Source organism: Flavobacterium sp. GW823-FHT06G12 (assembly GCF_058794775.1).
Window position 1 is genome coordinate 525,373 of the sequence record NZ_JBXAHE010000004.1, and the last position, 17,188, is coordinate 542,560.

General features: G+C 33.7%; 16 protein-coding genes. 8 read left to right on the forward strand and 8 right to left on the reverse strand.

The window, feature by feature from the left end; genetic code table 11:
* The first annotated feature begins 65 nt into the window (after nt 1–65).
* The 7 genes from AC1Q5Z_RS17855 to moaA all read left to right on the forward strand — a co-directional run bounded on the left by AC1Q5Z_RS17855 (nt 66) and on the right by moaA (nt 5,331).
* Nucleotides 66–635, forward strand: a complete 570-nt coding sequence (locus AC1Q5Z_RS17855) for a molybdenum cofactor guanylyltransferase (RefSeq protein WP_343588073.1) — start codon at nt 66–68, stop codon at nt 633–635.
* A gap of 6 nt (nt 636–641) precedes the next feature.
* Complete coding sequence (gene cobA, locus AC1Q5Z_RS17860; RefSeq protein ID WP_198856372.1) at nt 642–1,430, forward strand: uroporphyrinogen-III C-methyltransferase; 789 nt, start codon at nt 642–644, stop codon at nt 1,428–1,430.
* Between the two features lie 2 nt (nt 1,431–1,432).
* On the forward strand, nt 1,433–1,672 hold the full coding sequence (locus tag AC1Q5Z_RS17865) for a MoaD/ThiS family protein (RefSeq protein WP_343588071.1): 240 nt from the start codon (nt 1,433–1,435) through the stop codon (nt 1,670–1,672).
* A 10-nt stretch (nt 1,673–1,682) separates the two neighbouring features.
* Nucleotides 1,683–2,756 carry a ThiF family adenylyltransferase gene (locus AC1Q5Z_RS17870; protein WP_492446210.1) on the forward strand — a complete coding sequence of 358 codons (1,074 nt, stop codon included), beginning with the start codon at nt 1,683–1,685 and terminating at the stop codon, nt 2,754–2,756.
* Nucleotides 2,757–2,981: 225 nt separating this feature from the next.
* Nucleotides 2,982–3,413, forward strand: coding sequence for a molybdenum cofactor biosynthesis protein MoaE (locus AC1Q5Z_RS17875; RefSeq protein WP_263521595.1), 432 nt, complete (start codon nt 2,982–2,984; stop codon nt 3,411–3,413).
* A gap of 9 nt (nt 3,414–3,422) precedes the next feature.
* Complete coding sequence (gene moaCB, locus AC1Q5Z_RS17880; protein WP_492446212.1) at nt 3,423–4,337, forward strand: bifunctional molybdenum cofactor biosynthesis protein MoaC/MoaB; 915 nt, start codon at nt 3,423–3,425, stop codon at nt 4,335–4,337.
* Entirely contained in the window at nt 4,324–5,331 is a 1,008-nt protein-coding gene (gene moaA / locus AC1Q5Z_RS17885) for a GTP 3',8-cyclase MoaA (RefSeq protein ID WP_492446214.1), read from the forward strand. Before moaCB ends, moaA begins: the two co-directional genes overlap by 14 nt.
* Before the next feature lie 114 nt (nt 5,332–5,445).
* Here the strand turns inward: moaA and AC1Q5Z_RS17890 are convergent, their stop codons facing one another.
* The 3 genes from AC1Q5Z_RS17890 to AC1Q5Z_RS17900 form a co-directional block, all read right to left on the reverse strand.
* Nucleotides 5,446–6,072, reverse strand: a complete 627-nt coding sequence (locus tag AC1Q5Z_RS17890; protein ID WP_492446216.1) for a hypothetical protein — start codon at nt 6,070–6,072, stop codon at nt 5,446–5,448.
* Nucleotides 6,073–6,212: 140 nt separating this feature from the next.
* Nucleotides 6,213–7,643, reverse strand: a complete 1,431-nt coding sequence (locus AC1Q5Z_RS17895; protein ID WP_198856365.1) for a rubredoxin — start codon at nt 7,641–7,643, stop codon at nt 6,213–6,215.
* A 270-nt stretch (nt 7,644–7,913) separates the two neighbouring features.
* A complete protein-coding gene (locus AC1Q5Z_RS17900; RefSeq protein ID WP_492446218.1) occupies nt 7,914–11,429 on the reverse strand; it encodes a molybdopterin-dependent oxidoreductase in 3,516 nt (1,171 codons plus the stop codon).
* 155 nt (nt 11,430–11,584) lie between these two features.
* Between AC1Q5Z_RS17900 and AC1Q5Z_RS17905 the strand changes: the two genes are divergently transcribed.
* A complete protein-coding gene (locus AC1Q5Z_RS17905) occupies nt 11,585–12,289 on the forward strand; it encodes a Crp/Fnr family transcriptional regulator (RefSeq protein WP_343588050.1) in 705 nt (234 codons plus the stop codon).
* A 66-nt stretch (nt 12,290–12,355) separates the two neighbouring features.
* Here AC1Q5Z_RS17905 and AC1Q5Z_RS17910 read toward each other — a convergent pair whose 3' ends face one another.
* From AC1Q5Z_RS17910 to AC1Q5Z_RS17930, 5 genes are all read right to left on the reverse strand, one after another.
* A complete protein-coding gene (locus AC1Q5Z_RS17910; protein WP_492446220.1) occupies nt 12,356–12,976 on the reverse strand; it encodes a class I SAM-dependent methyltransferase in 621 nt (206 codons plus the stop codon).
* 3 nt (nt 12,977–12,979) lie between these two features.
* Nucleotides 12,980–13,693, reverse strand: coding sequence for an exonuclease/endonuclease/phosphatase family protein (locus tag AC1Q5Z_RS17915; protein ID WP_492446222.1), 714 nt, complete (start codon nt 13,691–13,693; stop codon nt 12,980–12,982).
* Nucleotides 13,694–13,821: 128 nt separating this feature from the next.
* A complete protein-coding gene (locus AC1Q5Z_RS17920) occupies nt 13,822–14,187 on the reverse strand; it encodes a hypothetical protein (RefSeq protein ID WP_198856360.1) in 366 nt (121 codons plus the stop codon).
* Nucleotides 14,188–14,325: 138 nt separating this feature from the next.
* On the reverse strand, nt 14,326–15,594 hold the full coding sequence (locus AC1Q5Z_RS17925) for an alginate export family protein (protein ID WP_492446225.1): 1,269 nt from the start codon (nt 15,592–15,594) through the stop codon (nt 14,326–14,328).
* Between the two features lie 95 nt (nt 15,595–15,689).
* Nucleotides 15,690–17,174: an MFS transporter gene (locus AC1Q5Z_RS17930; protein ID WP_343588036.1), complete on the reverse strand. Its 1,485-nt coding sequence runs from the start codon at nt 17,172–17,174 to the stop codon at nt 15,690–15,692.
* Nucleotides 17,175–17,188: the final 14 nt, after the last annotated feature.

Consider the following 17,188-nt stretch of genomic DNA (forward strand, 5'->3'; position numbering starts at 1 on the left):
TCCAATATTGAAAAGCGTTGCATAAATAAAAGCATACAGCTTGAAACCTGAAAAAGAAAGAAACCATGAAAATATCAGTATTTATTCTTTGCGGAGGAAAAAGCACCAGAATGCAGTCAGAAAAAGGATTGGTTTTGTTTCAAGGTAAGCCATTTATCGAGCACATTATTCAGGCGATTTTGCCTATTACAGATCGAATTAAATTGATTACATCATCAAAAGAATACGATTATTTGGGGTATGAAAAAATTCCCGATTTAATTGCAGACAAAGGGCCTTTGGGTGGAATTTACACAGCATTGTCACATTCGGAAACCAAATTTAATCTGATTTTAAGTTGTGATATTCCATTAATTTCAACAGAGTTATTGCAAGAATTAATTTCAAAACATACAAAAGAAGCTGAGATAACAGTTTTTGCATCTGAAAGTAAAACGCATCCCTTAATTGGAATTTATTCCAAAAATATTGTTGCAGCCATTAAAGAAGCAATTGATTCGAATGAATTAAAAATGATGGATTTGTTGGCAAAATTGCCTCATCAAATCATTAATATAGAAGAAAGTGAAAACTTTCATTTAACCAATATTAATTCGGCTGACGAATTGAATGATCTAAATATCAATTTAACTTAAAAGACTATGCGAAATTCAAAAACACCAAAATTGACGATTGTAGGCGCAGGTCCAGGCGATGTTGAATTGATTACATTAAAAGCAATTAAAGCTTTAGAAAGCGCCGATGTAGTTCTGTATGATGCTCTTGTAAACGAAGAATTGCTAGAATATGCATCAAATGCAGAAATTGTTTTTGTCGGTAAACGTTTAGGCTGTCACGCCTACACGCAAGATCAAATTAACGATTTGATAGTTTCAATGGCAAATCTTCACGGACATGTGGTTCGTTTAAAAGGAGGAGATTCTTTTATTTTTGGAAGAGGAAGCGAAGAAATTGATTATGCGGTAAAATTTGGCTTAGAAACCGCTGTCGTTCCAGGAATTTCGTCTGCTTTAGGCGTTCCAGCAACAGCAGGAATCAGTTTGACACAACGTAAAATTGCTGAAAGCTTTTGGGTTATAACGGGAACAACTTCAAATCACGAATTATCAAAAGATGTTCATTTAGCATCAAAATCGGCTGCGACTGTTGTTATTTTGATGGGCATGCATAAATTAAATGAGATTATTTCGATTTATCAAGAGAATAGAAATGATGACCTTCCAGTCGCAATTATTCAAAACGGAACAAAAAATTCAGAACAAAAAGCAATCGGAACTATAAGTACAATTACTAAATTGGTATCCGAAAAGAATATTTCATCACCTGCGATTATCGTGATTGGTGAAGTGGTGAAAAACACATCAAAACTGACAGAATATTTTCAGGAACATTTTGATGATGAATTCATTTTTCAAAATTTAAATTTATAAAAATGATCGAGGTTAAATATTTTGGAGCTGTTGCTGAGAAAACAAAATGTGAATTTGAAAAATTATCTTTTTCAGAAGAATTATCATTGCAGAGACTTTTGCAGAATTTAAGCCAAAAATACGAGTTCGAATCACTAACTTTTAGCGTTGCAATAAATCAAAAAATAGTTTCAAAAGAAGTAGATTATACATTGAAAACCAGCGATATTGTGGCTTTATTGCCGCCATTTGCCGGAGGTTAAAAATAATTTTATGAGCGAAACGGAACGATATAAGAGACAAATTATACTTCCTGAAATTGAAGATATTGGTCAGTACAAATTACTGAAATCTAAAGTTTTGGTAATTGGTGCTGGAGGTTTGGCTGCTTCAATTCTGCCTTATCTAGCTGCTGCAGGAATCGGCAAAATTGGGATTGTAGATGATGATCTTATTGAAGTTTCCAATCTTCATAGACAAGTAATTTATAAAACTTCGGCGGTTGGAAAAAGAAAAGTTATAGAAGCAAAAGCAATGCTTTCAGAACTGAATCCGGAAGTGAAAGTGAATGTTTTTGAAGAAAAATTATCTGGAAAAAATGCAATTTCATTGTTCGAAAAATACGATATCATTGTTGATGCAACAGACAATATTTCGATAAAATACTTAATTAATGATGCCTGTCTAGTGAGCAATAAACCAATGGTTTACGGATCTATTTTTAGATTCCAAGGACAAGTTTCAGTTTTCAATTATCAAAACGGACCAACTTACAGATGTTTGTATCCTGATGAAAATTCGAATGCGGCAAATTGTGAAGATGCTGGCGTAATTGGAGTTTCCGTTGGAATTATCGGAATGTTTCAGGCCAATGAAGTTCTAAAAATGATTCTTGGAGTTGGAGAAGTTTTAAGCGGAAAAATATTGGTTTATACTATTTTAAATAACGAACAGCAGAAATATGATTTCGAAAAGAATTCAAAATTAGAAATGACCAAAGAAGATTTCGAACAGAAATACAATTCATCTGAAAATCAGATTGAAGAAATAAAATTCGAACTTCTTTTGAATGAAATAGAAAACGATGAGGTTCTTTTTCTAGATGTTCGAAATGAAGATGAAGCGCCAAAAATCAAATTGAAAAATAGTATTCAAATTCCGTTGCTGCATTTAGAAAATGAAATTAAAAAATTGAATTCAAATCAAACTATTTACGTTTTTTGCCAATCTGGAATTAGAAGTAAAATTGCGGCCGAATTGCTTCAAAAATATCAATTTAAAAATATAAAAAGCATTGCTGGAGGCGCTTTAGCAATGAAGCAGTTATTACAAGAAATAAAAATATAGTCATAGGTTTTAAAATGTTCGTCTAGTTTGTCATTTCGACGAAGGAGAAATCTTCGCGAGTAGCTCGACAAAGATTGGCGAATTACTGTGAGGAGTTCCTTGCGAAGATTTCTCCTTTCGTCGAAATGACAATATTGAGTTTTAATTCGTGAAAATTCGTGTAATTCGTGGCAAAAGAAAAATCATTTTAATCCATATAATCTGTGGCAAAAAAAACATAAAACAATGAGTAAAAATGTATTTGTAGAAGGACCAATTGCTCCTGAATTTATTGCAGAATCAATCGCTAAACATCAATCAAAACATACGATTGGAGCGCATAATATTTTTCTGGGACAAGTTCGTGCCGATGTTATTCATGATAACACAGTCGTAGCAATCGATTATTCGGCCTATAAAGACATGGCAAATGAAGCTTTGTATGCCATTCGCGAAAAGGCCTTTGCCAAATTCGATTTAACTTGCATGCACATTTACCACAGTTTGGGCGTTGTAAAAGCAGGCGAAATCTGTTTGTTCGTTTTTGTTTCGGCAACGCGTCGCAAACAGGTTTATGAAGCCACAGAAGCAATTGTAAACTGGATAAAAACCGATGTGCCGATTTTTGGTAAAGAAATGTTTGAAAATGATACATTCACTTGGAAACAAAATACGTAAGAAATTATAATGGTAGATATTACGCATAAAATAAGCACTTTAAGAGTCGCAACAGCAACCGCAATTGTAAAAGTAAGCAAACAAGAAACAATTGATGCTATTGTCAATAATTTAGTGCCAAAAGGAAACGTGTTCGAAATGGCAAAAACTGCAGGATTGTTTGCGGTTAAAAATACGCATTTGTCTATTCCAGATTGTCATCCGCTTCCAATTGAATATACTGCTGTAGAATACAATATCGAAGGTTTAGATATTCATATTATTTTCAAAGTAAAAACTGTTTACAAAACAGGAGTTGAGGTTGAAGCCATGCATGGCGCATCGATTGTAGCGCTTACAATGTATGATATGTTAAAGCCAATTGACAAAGAAATCGAAATTTCAACCATCAAATTAATCAATAAAGAAGGCGGAAAATCGTCTTTTAAAAATAAATTCCCGAATGTAATTAAAGCCGCAGTTTTCGTTTGTTCCGATTCGATTTTTGCAGGTGATAAAGAAGACAGATCTGGAAAAACAATAGTAGAAAAATTAGATTCGTACGGAGTTGAAACTTCTCATTACGAGATTATTCCAGATGAATTAGCTATTATTCAGGAAAAAACAAAAGCTTTCGCTAAAGAAAATCAGCTGGTTATTTTTACAGGCGGAACTGGATTATCTCCGAGAGATGTTACGCCTGAAGCTTTAGAACCAATTTTAGAAAGCAGAATTCCAGGAATTGAAGAAGCAATCCGAAATTATGGACAGCAGAGAATGCCTTATGCAATGCTTTCAAGAAGCGTTGCAGGAACTTTAGGCAAAACTTTGGTTTTGGCTTTGCCGGGATCAACAAACGGAGTAAGAGAATCGATGGATGCTGTTTTTCCGCATGTAATGCATGTCTTTCATATTTTAAAAGGAAAAAATCATGACAGCCTCTAACACTATTTTGACTGATAGTTTTGGGCGCAAGCATAATTATTTGCGTATTTCACTGCTGGAAAAATGCAACTTGCGTTGTAGGTATTGCATGCCTGCGGATGGAATCGCTTTATCTCCAAAAGCCAGTTTAATGACGGCAGATGAGATTTTTGCCATTGCCCAGACTTTCGTGAAAAATGGTGTTGACAAAATACGATTAACAGGCGGTGAACCTTTGCTAAGAAAAGATTTTCCTGAAATTGTGTCTAAATTATCAGAATTAGAAATTTCACTTTCGATTACCACAAACGGAATTTTAATTGACCGCCATATTGAAGTTTTAAAGCGATTTAATATTAAGAAAATCAACTTGAGTTTAGATACCTTAATTTCTTCAAAATTTCATTCTATAACGCTTAGAAATCAGTTTGAGAAAGTAATTGATAATCTGCATTTGCTTTTGAATAACGATTTTCAGGTAAAAGTAAATGTGGTTTTGATAAAAGGTTTTAATGATACTGAAATTGTAGATTTTGTAAAACTGACTCAATTTCTGCCAATTTCTGTTCGATTTATCGAATTTATGCCGTTTGCTGGAAACGAGTGGGACAGGAGCAAAATGGTTTCGCAGCAAGAAATTTTATCTTTAGTAGAAACTCAATTTTCATCAAAAGAAATTCAAAAATTAGAAGACGAAAAAAACTTCACTTCAAGAAATTATAAAATAAAAAACTTTCAAGGTGATTTCGGAATTATTAGTTCCATAACAAATCCGTTTTGTGACAGCTGCAATCGCATCCGCTTGACGGCTGACGGAAAAATAAAAAACTGCCTTTTCTCAAATTCAGAAACCGATTTACTGACTGCTTTTAGAAATGGAGAATCGATTACTGAGTTAATTTCAGAATCCATTCAAAACAAAAAGAAAGTTAGAGCAGGAATGTCAACCGTTAATGAAATAAATGATCCAACACTTCATTTTGATAATCGCAGTATGATTGCGATTGGAGGTTAGGTTTCTCGAGAATTCACACAATATTGTCATTTCGAGGAAGGAGAAATGACAAAACTGTATTTTTAAAAAGAAAAAAAAGGCTTAACTTTTAAAAGTCAAACCTTTCTCAGAATACTATTTTTTCTTTTTAGTTTTTGCCTTAGCCTTTTTCTGAGCGACAGCTTTCTTTGCCGCAACTTTTTTAGCTTTAGCTTTATCTTTTGCTTTTTTTGCTTTTTCTTTTTTCTTCGCAGCAGCTTTTAGTTTCTCTTTTTTAGCTTTTTCTAATTTTTTGATAACTGCTTTAATTGCTTTTTCTCTTTTCTTATCCTTTTCCTTTTTGGCTTTTAGTTTTGCTTTAAGCTTTGATTTAATATCGTTTTTTTCTTTGCCAATTTTTTCTACAGTGACAACAGGTTTGCTTTCTGAAACATCATTGGTTTTAATTTCTACAATTTCAGAAACGATAGGTTCTTTTTTTGCAGGAGTTGCAGCTACTTTTTTTACCGTGGCTCTTGGCGTAGTTTTAGAAGCCGCTCTTACTGGTGTTTTAGCTGCCGGTTTTACAGTAGCAGCCGGTGCTTTTGCAGCTGTAGTTCTTGAGGTAGTCGTTTTTGCCGCAGGTGCTTTTGTTGCAGTTCTTGTTGTTCTTTTAATCGTTGTCTTAGTTTCTGGTTGTACTTCTGTAGTGGTTTCTACAGCTGTTTCTGCTGGAGCATCTGTGGTTTTTTCAGCAGAAATCGATGGATTTCTTTTTATCATAATTGTATTTTTTATTGAGTAAATAGATCTTAACCAAGTGGCTCTAAAGCTTTTGAAGTATAATGCTTTAACCGAAATTCTTTGTTAAGCTAAATATACGCAATTTTTGAATACAAAACGCGATGCTTTTTTAGAACTCATTAATTTTCAATTACTTCTAGGATTTTAAAATTACTTTTTGGCGCTTCGCAAAGAGAACAGCAATAGGTTTCTGGCAAATTTTCAAATAAAAGGCCTTTAGGAATTCCTTGAGTTTCGTCTCCGTATTCAGAATTATAAAGTGTTAAACATTCCTGACATTGATAGATATCTAATTGCGGTTTTTCTTTTTTCTGCAGTTTTTCAGTTGTTTCTGAGGTCGAATTTCCAAGTTCTTCAAAGTATTTTCGGCTTAACTCAATTAAAATTGTCGGAAGTTCCAGTTTATCTATATCTTGAGAATGCACAATATATTCTCGTGTATTTGGGTCAAAATTCTTTGCAAACAAAACATTATAGGTATCCCTGATTTTGATGGATTCTAAAGCTGTTGGAAGTTCGTTTTTTTCGATAATAATCGAAGTGAAATAATGCCCATCACGATTGTATTCTGAAATTCCGAAATTCAATCCATAAGTACTGATATCGAATTGATCTAATGTTCGAACTAAGAAAGTTTTTAGATTCAAAGCCCATTCTGTTGCTACAGGCAAATGCCAATTTAATTCCAATAAAGAATGACGAACGTTGATACCGCGTTTCCCTAAGAATTTTTCCCATTCTAGTTTTCGATCTTTCGGAATTCCTTTTATAATGAAAGATTTCCAAGGAGTGATGCAGATTTTCCCGATTTTGCATTCAAAACATAAATCGCACATTTCTTTCAAGAAATCCAAATCGTATAAATTATTTCTCCAATATAATCCTAACCAATATTGATCAATTCCCATTCTGTTCATTCCTTCGTAATACGGAAACGGATAAAATGGAATATTCAACGGTTTGTCGATTGTTCTATTGTTGGTATCTAAAGCTTCGCTCACTAAAGCGAAAAGCATTTCTATATCAATAAATTCTTCTTCGGAGATTTTCTCAATTTCGTAATAAATCTTGGCCAAATCCCAGCTGTAAAGTAAAACTGGATAGATTTCCATTTTTTCCCATTTTGGAAGACGAACATATAAATACCAATAATCTTCGTGTTCTGACGCAATAAAATTTAAATGTCCTGTAAACAAAGGAACCAATTGCTGTTTCGGATCGGTTATGTTGACTTTAAGTTTTGGCTGTTCTTTAAATTCTTCTAAAATATATAAAAACCTATTTCCGGTAAGCCAATTGGTGTTTCTAAAAATATCAGTCGAAACATAAGAAGAAACAATATTGTTACCGCTTTTTTGATCTGGATAAACAAAATGATGTTTTCCTAAAGTGGTTTTGTCCAAAGATTTAAATCCTTTCGGAAAAATAATATCTTGTCTAGAGCCAAACGAAATCGAATCCAAACCTTCTTCCAAAGCGATATTTACAACTTCCTGTAATTCTCCTGGCGAAATAACGCCTCCTTTTACTATTAATCTTGTTAGTTCCATTTTTGTTTTTGTTTGGTTTCAGGTTTTAAGCTGCGGATTGTGTTGATTTAAACGCAAAGAGCGCAAAGTTTTTTAAGGTTTATATGCTGTGCGTAAAATTGTTTTCTATCGAAAAAAGTTCGCAAAGCAATACTTTGATTTTTTTTCAAAGCTTTGCGAATTTTGCCTCCTTAGTTAAGGATAAACTAAATATACTTTGCGAAAAAACTTTGCGCTCTTTGCGTTAAAATTTATATTTAAAGTAATACAACAAGCAACATAAGCTGAAAACTATTTACATTTTGCCAATATCTCCTTAACCTCTGTTTTACAACTTCCGCATCCTAAACCTGCGCCCGTATTTTTGCATAATTCGGTGAAATCGTTCACGCCGCTTTTAATGGTTTCTTCAATGTTTCCAGCACCAACTTGACTGCATGAACAAACCAATTTTCCTAAAACTGGTTTTGCATTTGAGCTTCCTCTCAAAAGCGTATTTCGTTTGTCTGATAATTCGATTTTGCTTTCAATCATCGTTTTGAATTCGGCAAACTCATTTTTATCTCCCATTAAAATGGCTCCAACCAAAAGATCATCTTTTACGATGCATTTTTTGTAATAGCGTTTCTTTAAATCGGTAAAAACAATTTCTTCGTACGAATCGTCATTTTCAGGAATTGTTAAATCGCCAATACTGCAAAGGTTGATGTCTTCTAATTTTAAAATATTCATTAAAATCGAACCTTTGTAATAACTGCTAATATCACCAGCAAGGAAATTTGCAAGAATATTAGCTTGTTCTTCGGCAGCAGAAGTGATTCCGAAAAGTTTGTTTTCGAATTCTGCTATTTCTCCAATGGCAAAAATATCTGGATTTGAAGTTTGTAAATACTGATTTACTTTCACGCCACGTCCGCAAGCTAATCCGCTTTCGCGTGCAATTTCAATATTCGGAATTGTTCCAATTGTATATACAATTGCATTTGCAGTAATGATTTTTCCGCTTTTTAAAGCAATTTCGATTTCGTTTGGATTATCAGTTTCAAAAACAGTGCTGACTTCATTATCAAAATAAATCTGAATGTCTCTAAGTTGTACTTCTTCAGCCAATAATTTACTTGAAATTCGGTCTAACTGACGCTCCATCAAACGCGAAGCACGCTGAATAATCGTTGTTTTTACTTTTTTATGCTTTAAAGCCGCTGCCAATTCTAATCCTAATAATCCGCCGCCGATAATGACAACGTGCTGTTCTTCTGGTGGAAGATTGGTACTATCTAAATGTTTTTTCAAACGATCAGCATCTTCTTTTCGTCTAACGGTAAAACGTCCAGGAAGATGAAGCTGTGCATTTTCGGGAACGAAAGGACGGCTTCCAGTTGCCATAATCAACGAATCGAAAGTGTGAATTTCGCCTTGACTATCTATAATTGTTTTTTGTTTTGGATCTATTTTATCAATAGAAACTCCTGCTTTCATGGTGATTTTTAGTTTATTGAAAGTTTCACCATCTTTAACTTTTAAAAGCTGTTCCCAAGTGAATTCTCCCGTCATGTATTCAGGCAACAAAACACGATTGTAAAACGGATTTACTTCATTCGAAAAAACAATAATTTCATCGGTTGAATTGAATTCACGATAGTTTTGAATGAATCGGAAAGAAGCCGCTCCAGCACCAACAATCGCAATTTTCTGAAATGGTTTTACGTATTTTTTAATCGAAACCGTTGTGAACTTAAAGTCAGGTTCTTTTGAAATTGGATCAACAACCGTATTCGTTAAATTGTTGGTTCTGTTTAAATCATTTTCGAGTTGTTTTCCCCAGTGCATCGGCAGAAAAAGAACTTTTTCTTTGATTGTATCGGTGACTTTCGCTTTTACGCGAACTTCTCCATTTTTACTTGAAACTACGACAATATCACCATTTTTAATATTGTTTTTAAAAGCATCAATAGGATTTATTTCTAAAACAGGACTTGGAATATGTGTTAGTAATCTAGATACTTTTCCAGTTTTTGTCATCGTATGCCATTGATCTCGAATTCTTCCTGTTGTTAAAATAAAAGGGAATTCATCATTTGGCTGAACTGATGTATTTTCGATAGAAACAGGCAGATTAAAAATTGCTTTTCCAGATGGCGTATAGAATTTTTTATCTGTAAACAATCTTGGAGTTCCTGGATGATTATAATCTGGAACTGGCCATTGAAAAGTGCCTTCAGTTTTTAAACGATTATAATTTAAGAATGAAATATCAATATTAGTATTTTTTGTAAGCGCACAATGTTCTTTGTAAACTTCTTCGGCATTGTTGAAATTGAATCCGTTGAAATTCATTTTTTTAGCAAAACGAATCAAGATTTCAATATCAGGAAGTGCTTCTCCAGGTGCATTGATTCCTTTTGGGAGATAGGAAATACGACGTTCAGAATTGGTCATTGTTCCTTCTTTTTCTAACCAACCCGCAGCAGGCAATAATAAGTCGGCAAATTTGGCTGTATCTGCATTATGTGAAATATCTTGAACGACTACAAATTTAGCATTTTGAAGCGCTTTTTCGGCTCTTCTAGAATCGGGTAAACTCACTAGCGGATTCGTGCAGATAATCCAAACCGCTTTCATTTTTCCTGATTCTAAAGCTTCAAACATTTCTGTCGCTGTTAAACCTGGTTTATCCGAAATCTCATCAACACCCCAAAAATCTGCCACTTCTTTGCGATGTGTAGGGTTTGCAATGTCTTTATGCGCTGCCAAAAGTGTTGCCATTCCACCAACTTCGCGTCCGCCCATTGCATTGGGCTGACCTGTTAATGAAAATGGTCCAGAACCTGGTTTTCCAATTTGTCCTGTTAATAAAGATAAATTTAGCAAAGCCGTATTTTTATCAACTCCAACGGCACTTTGATTTAATCCCATTGCCCAAAGCGAGATAAATCCTTTTGCTTTGCCAATAAGATCAGCGGCAAGTTTGATGTCGTTTACAGAAATTCCACAAAGTTTTGAGGCTTTTTCAAGTGAAGTTCCTAAAACTAAGTCTTTGTATTGTTTAAAATTTTCAGCATTATTTTTTACAAAATCATGATCTACATAACCTTTCTCGATAATTCGTCTAGCGATAGCATGATATAAAATAATATCTGAACCCGGAATAATCTGCAAATGTAAATCGGAGAATACGGCAGTATCTGTTCGTCTCGGATCTATGCAGATTATTTTAGTTTTCGGATTTTTCTCTTTGTGTTTTTCCAATCTTCTGAAAAGAATAGGGTGGCACCAAGCAGGATTTGCTCCTGTAATTAAAAAAGTATCTGCCAATTCGATATCATCGTAAGCAATGGGTACAGAATCTTCTCCGAAAGTTTTTTTGTAGCCCACAACTGCAGAACTCATGCAAAGTCTGGAATTGGTATCGATGTTATTGGTTTTGAAATAACCTTTTACCAGTTTATTGACTAAGTAATATTCTTCGGTTAAACATTGTCCAGAAATATAAAAACCAACGCTGTCGGGTCCGTGTTTTTTTATAATAGAAGTAAAAACTGCAGCAGCGCGATCAAGAGCTGTATCCCAACTCACGCGTTCGAGCGGATAATTTTTACTGCCTCGCATTTCTGGATATAAAATTCTGTCAGAAGTATCGTTAACTACGTAGTGCAGATTCATTCCTTTAGAACACAGCATTCCTTTGTTTACAGGATGATTTTTATCGCCTTCGACCATTACACCATTTTTAGCATCGTTAGTCACGATTATACCGCAGCCAACGCCACAGTAGGAACAGGTAGTTTTGATCTTAGTACTTTGCATCGTTTCTCGGTTTTAAATAAATCACTTACTTAAGTTGAAACAAAAATAAGTATTTTTTAAGTATTAATACTTAATTTTTGATTTATTTTTTTACTTTTGATAAAAAGAAATGAGGAACAACAAATTAGTTTTGAATGTGCTAAAAATTAGAACTCATGAAAGAAGAGCAAGCAGTATGTTATTCCTGTACAAATGAGAATTGTTTTATAAAGAAACATTTGCATTTACATCAGATGGCAGCTTATATTTCTAAAAAACAGAATATAATCTGTAAAAAATCTAATCGTTTTATTACCGAAGGTGCACCATTGCAAGGACTTTACTTTATATGTAAAGGAAAAGCAAAAACGGTAAAAACAGGAATTAACGGTCGTGAACAAATCGTTCGTTTAACCACAAACGGAGATATTATTGGTTTCCGTGGATTTGGAACAAGTAAACGCTATTTGATTGGCGCCTATGCTCTTGAAGATACTGTTTTGTGTAATTTCAGCAATGAAACCATGATGGAAATTTTACAGCACATTCCAGAATTCACATATGCTTTAATGTTATTTTATGCTGAAGAATTAAACAAAAGTGAAAATAATATTCGCAAGATTGCACACATGAATGTTCGCGAACGTGTAATTGATTTGTTGCTTTATATTCATCGTAAGTTCGGACAAAAGAATGGTTTGATTGATATTGAGCTTTCGCGAAAGGAAATTGCAGATTTTGCAGGAACAACAGAAGAACAAGCAATTCGAATTCTATCAAGTCTTAAAAAAGAATCTCTAATTAAAACGGAAGGAAAGCGTGTTGGGATTTTAGGAATTTCAGAACTGCGATCTGAAATTATGGAGCATAAGTATTTTTAAGATTCTAAGATTCTAAGGTTTCTTATTGTAGAGACGCTTTCTTTGCGTCTCTACGTCGAGTGTGATTTATTTTTTTCTGCCAATAAATCGAATTACAGAACCAGTTCCGTTATGAAATAAACCTTCGTTGAGTTCAATTTCTTTTTCTTCTAATTGGATGATTTCATAATTTGGGAAATCAGCTTTGATTTCTTCTATTGAAAAAAGAGATTCAATGTCTTTTGGTCCGCCTACTTTTTCATTTTTGGTAACATATTCTAAATGTTTTTTGCTGAACGCTTCGAAAATAATAATACCGCCTTTTTTTAATAATGCATTCAGCTGTTTATGAATATCCGATTTAATTTCTGCTGGAAAATGGGCGTAAATTAAAGCAATCGCATCAAATTGTTCCTCCTTAAAATCTAAAGTTTCCAATTCGCCAACTTGATAATCAAGTGAAACATTATTGTTTTCTGCTAAACGAAGCGCTTTGTTTCTTCCTTCTTCACTTATATCGAAAGCCGAAACTTTCCATCCTAATTTAGCTGCAAAAATTGCATTTCTTCCTTCGCCTTCAGCTGGGAAAAGTATAGAACTAGGATTAAGCTTTTCAATTTGTTGTTTTAAATAATTATTGGGTTCTTCGCCGTATGCAAATTCTTCGCTTTTATAACGGTCGTCCCAACGTTGAGTCCAGTTGTTCATGGTTTATATATTGAATTTAATTATTAAAGGTTTGTGGTCGCTATACAAAGTCCAATCTTTGTAACTTCCAACTTCGACGCTTTCTAAAACTTCCATAAAATCATTTGAAGCAAAGCAATAATCAAGGTGATAGGGTTTGTTTTCATGACGATACAAATACCAAGTTGGATGTTTTTCTTTACCTTGAATTTGATTGAAGTATTTATGATAAGTGCTGAAAATATTCTTTTCGGCTAATTTGTTTACAACCGTTGTGTGATTTCCTTCTCGACGTGGTTTGTCCCAAATAGTATTGCTGTTAAAATCTCCAATTAAAATGGTTTTGGTTTCTTTGATTAAATCTTCATAAAAATGAATCGCTTTCCAGATCTGAGTAACATAAGCGCCATCTTTATCTGCAGGATTATTGGCCCAAATAGCAAATAAAGTAAAGTCAATTTTTCCGCCTATTACGGCAATTGGAAGGATGTTTTTGAAAGTTGGATTATGGCATTCTAACAATTGAAATCTATAATCTCCAAACGAAAAAATACCAATTCCTTTATTAGTATTTTCGCCGTACCAAAGAATATCCGAAGGTAATTTTATGTGATCTGGAAATTTGAGTTTTTCAGGACTTTCACACTCAGAAATTACAGCAATGTCAGGATTGTGAGCGAGAAGGAATTCTGCTTTTTTTCTGAATGCCATGTTGCAATTCCAAGCAATTAGTTTCATTTGAAAAATAAATTATTTCTAACTCAAATATAATGATTTAAGAGCGAAATAAATTTCTGGTAAATCAAAAAAAATACCCTTTCTCAAAATGGAAAAAGGGCAGTTTATATATTTAGATTTCTTTAATCTTAACCAACAAATTTTGTTTCACCGCTGTTAATGTCTATTTCAGCAAAATTATGTTTTCCGATAACAATAAGCAGTTTGTTTGAGTTGTAACCAACATATCTAATTTCTGGGTCACCTTTTTTTGGTTTTCCACAAACAGAAATAACATTGGTTTGCCATTTCAATTTCTTCCTTTTGTAGGCAGATATTGTTTGTAAATCATTTTCAACATAGTAAATAATGTTGTTTTTCTTAATGCCTCTTTTTTGCGTTTTTGCAAAATTTATTTCTGAGTTTTTAGAAATTAAGGCGTCGTTGTACTTTTGAGCGATGCCTGTTTGCGTGACAATAAAAGTCAGCAAAGACAATTTTAGAAATGGTTTCATTAGGATAGAATTGGGGGTTCATAATCGATTCAAATATAAATAATTAAAGTATATAATGAGTTTTTATTAGATCAAAAAAAATACCCTTTTTTCGAAATGAGAAAAGGGTAAAATTTTTAAGTTAATTTTCAAGAAAAATTATTTTTTCCAGCTAAAAATTTTCGGATCAACAGAAATCATTAACCAAGCCCAGTTATTGGTATGGCTAGTATCTCCGCCTTTAACAAATTCCATTGTTTTAGAGCCAAACATTTGAGAATAACCTCCGGTTACCGTTATATTTTTTCTGAAATTATATCCAAAAGTTGCGTCAACCTCAGTTCCTAAATACGAATCTAATTTTTCGTTTACTGGTGTAACTACATCAGCAGCAGATAAGAATACATGCGGAATTAAAGCAAATTGCCACTTATTGACATTATAATTCAATTTGATAAAAGCATCTTGCAGACCAACACTTTTCAGATGATTTCCAACATAAAAATAATCCATGTAACCGTTAAGTCCGTGATTAGTTCCAAAAATCGGATTGAATGATTTGATTACCGTGCTTTCGTCATTTGAATCTTTTCCTGATAAAAATTCGTAACCTAAACCAACTTTGAAGGCATTAGTAATATTATATCCAAAATTAGCTGCGACATTCCATGCACTTACTTGTTGATCGGTGTTTTTTCCAGTTTGTCCATACAGCCAAAAGCTGGTATCGATTTTACCTTTTTTATAAGTTAAATAAGGTCCGAAAGTTTGCATGTAATCTACTAGTAGCTTAGTAGAAGGAGCAGGATTAGGAGCATATTCATAACCTGTATTCAATAATAAAAAGCTAGCGCCTAGATTTTCGTTGAATTGATTATGATACCAAGCATATTGCATAACTTTATAATTTGCAACTGTATAAGGAGTTTGAACGACATTTTCTGCTGTTGAATTATAAGCCCCACCAAAATCTAATTTTTGTTTTTCAGTTTGATAAGTTACAATAAGTGCGTCATGGCTTTGACCTTGTTGTGCCCAATCCATTTCACCCAAGATACGCTGATTATCATAAGAAAGAACCTGACGTCCCATTCTAGCACTCCATTTCTCGGTAAAATTATATTGTGCCCAAGCCTCAAAAACTGCCACTCCATTTTTATCTGCAACCGTTGCCGGAGGGACATCTCCCCATGTTCTGGTATTTTGAAAAGTTAATTTTACAATTAAATCGTCTTGTTTGTAATTAATGCCTAAGCGAGAACGCTGTGAAATTTGTGATGTTCCTTCTTGACCATAAGATATTGGTTGTTTGTATCCGTTTCTATATTCAAAACGTGGTCTGAGTTGAAGGTTTACATCTAATTCTTGCGCTTGAATTTCGAAACTTAATCCTACGATAAGTATTAAAATTAGTTTAAGTTTTTTCATAAAATTGTGAGATTTTTATCGAAGGTAAATTTATAAGAAAAAGCCATGTTTTACTATGACTGGAATCATATTTCTAATTTTTTTTTAATCTAAGTCTAATATGCTGGTTCTAATTTTGCTTTACTTACTTTGATTTGTTTCTTTTTAGATAGTTGTGTTATAGTGTAATGCATCCAAACCAGGCAAACAGTTGAAAAGATTAGAATAAAGATCCATGAACTAGACCAGATTCCGGTTGCCGTTAGTAAATATCCGAAGATAATTGGGCCGAAAAATCCGCCTAAACCGCCAATCATTCCAACCATTCCGCCAACAACACCAACTTCTTTTGAAAAATATTCTGGAATGTGCTTGTAAACTGCAGCTTTTCCGATTCCCCAAGAAATCCCGATTAGAATTACTAAAATCAGAAACACCCACATATTTGCATCAAACTTAATCACAGTAACACCTCTTGCAATTAGTTCTTTTTTAGCCACGCTTTGATTGTGCGCGACTACAACATCTTGCCAACTTGATGTGGTTGGAAAAATAGTGCTTTCATTAGTGTTGGTTGTTTTTTGGGCAATTGGATATTCTTTATCACCAACTTTTACGGTTTTATCACTGATTTCGTTTACAACGCCTTTTTTAGCAGCTAGAATTCCCGGACCAGAAGTGGTGATTTCCATTTTTGGAATTGATAACAATGCACTCAAAATTACTGAAGAACCCAAAACCCAATACATTACTTTTCTAGCTCCGAATTTATCTGATAAATATCCGCCGAATGCACGAATTACTCCTGAAGGCAAACTGAACATTGTTGCAAATAAACCTCCCATAACTAAACTTGTTTGATATACATTCATGAAGTTTGGCAATAGCCATTGTGAATAAGCCACAAAACATCCAAATACTAAGAAGTAATATGCTCCAAAACGCCATACTCTTTGTGATTTTAAAGGCGTAAGCATTTGTGAAACAGATTTTCCGTTGCTTTCTATTTTTTTATTTCGAGCGAAAATTAAAAAGGCAATGCCAATTATTACCAATGAAATAGCATATATAACAGGCAACACTTTCCAGCCGTTTTGCGGATCATCTATTGAAAAATGATTTAATAATGATGGTGCTAAAAATGTTGTAATGGCTGCACCAGCATTTCCCATTCCGAAGATTCCAAGCGCTCGCCCTTGCCATTCTTTTGGATACCAAATTGAAGTATAACCAATTCCGACTGCAAAACTGGTTCCAACCATTCCAAATAAAAAGCTTAGTAAAGCAAACATCGCGAAACTGTCAGCATAAGGAAGGAGAAACAGCGGAATTGAACAAAGCAGTAATAAAAGCGAAAAAACATATTTTCCTCCAAATTTATCTGTCAAGATTCCGATTGGCAGACGCATGATTGATCCGGTTAAAATTGGAATTCCTAAAAGCCATCCAACTTGAATAACATCCCAGTGGAAAATTCCGTTATCGACTAAAAAGGTTACCAGAACTCCATTTAATGTCCAACAGGCAAAACACACAGTAAAAGCCAATGTGTTCAAAAATAAAATTTTGTGTGATTGCGATAGTGAGTTTGTATTTTTCATAGCACTTATATTTT

What these genes read in the sequence shown, in the direction of transcription:
- AC1Q5Z_RS17855 (WP_343588073.1), top strand. Translation starts at nt 66, where the DNA reads ATGAAAATATCAGTATTTATTCTTTGCGGAGGAAAAAGCACCAGAATG.
- cobA (WP_198856372.1), top strand. Translation starts at nt 642, where the DNA reads ATGCGAAATTCAAAAACACCAAAATTGACGATTGTAGGCGCAGGTCCA.
- AC1Q5Z_RS17865 (WP_343588071.1), top strand. Translation starts at nt 1,433, where the DNA reads ATGATCGAGGTTAAATATTTTGGAGCTGTTGCTGAGAAAACAAAATGT.
- AC1Q5Z_RS17870 (WP_492446210.1), top strand. Translation starts at nt 1,683, where the DNA reads ATGAGCGAAACGGAACGATATAAGAGACAAATTATACTTCCTGAAATT.
- AC1Q5Z_RS17875 (WP_263521595.1), top strand. Translation starts at nt 2,982, where the DNA reads ATGAGTAAAAATGTATTTGTAGAAGGACCAATTGCTCCTGAATTTATT.
- moaCB (WP_492446212.1), top strand. Translation starts at nt 3,423, where the DNA reads ATGGTAGATATTACGCATAAAATAAGCACTTTAAGAGTCGCAACAGCA.
- moaA (WP_492446214.1), top strand. Translation starts at nt 4,324, where the DNA reads ATGACAGCCTCTAACACTATTTTGACTGATAGTTTTGGGCGCAAGCAT.
- AC1Q5Z_RS17890 (WP_492446216.1), bottom strand. Translation starts at nt 6,072, where the DNA reads ATGATAAAAAGAAATCCATCGATTTCTGCTGAAAAAACCACAGATGCT.
- AC1Q5Z_RS17895 (WP_198856365.1), bottom strand. Translation starts at nt 7,643, where the DNA reads ATGGAACTAACAAGATTAATAGTAAAAGGAGGCGTTATTTCGCCAGGA.
- AC1Q5Z_RS17900 (WP_492446218.1), bottom strand. Translation starts at nt 11,429, where the DNA reads ATGCAAAGTACTAAGATCAAAACTACCTGTTCCTACTGTGGCGTTGGC.
- AC1Q5Z_RS17905 (WP_343588050.1), top strand. Translation starts at nt 11,585, where the DNA reads ATGAAAGAAGAGCAAGCAGTATGTTATTCCTGTACAAATGAGAATTGT.
- AC1Q5Z_RS17910 (WP_492446220.1), bottom strand. Translation starts at nt 12,976, where the DNA reads ATGAACAACTGGACTCAACGTTGGGACGACCGTTATAAAAGCGAAGAA.
- AC1Q5Z_RS17915 (WP_492446222.1), bottom strand. Translation starts at nt 13,693, where the DNA reads ATGAAACTAATTGCTTGGAATTGCAACATGGCATTCAGAAAAAAAGCA.
- AC1Q5Z_RS17920 (WP_198856360.1), bottom strand. Translation starts at nt 14,187, where the DNA reads ATGAAACCATTTCTAAAATTGTCTTTGCTGACTTTTATTGTCACGCAA.
- AC1Q5Z_RS17925 (WP_492446225.1), bottom strand. Translation starts at nt 15,594, where the DNA reads ATGAAAAAACTTAAACTAATTTTAATACTTATCGTAGGATTAAGTTTC.
- AC1Q5Z_RS17930 (WP_343588036.1), bottom strand. Translation starts at nt 17,174, where the DNA reads ATGAAAAATACAAACTCACTATCGCAATCACACAAAATTTTATTTTTG.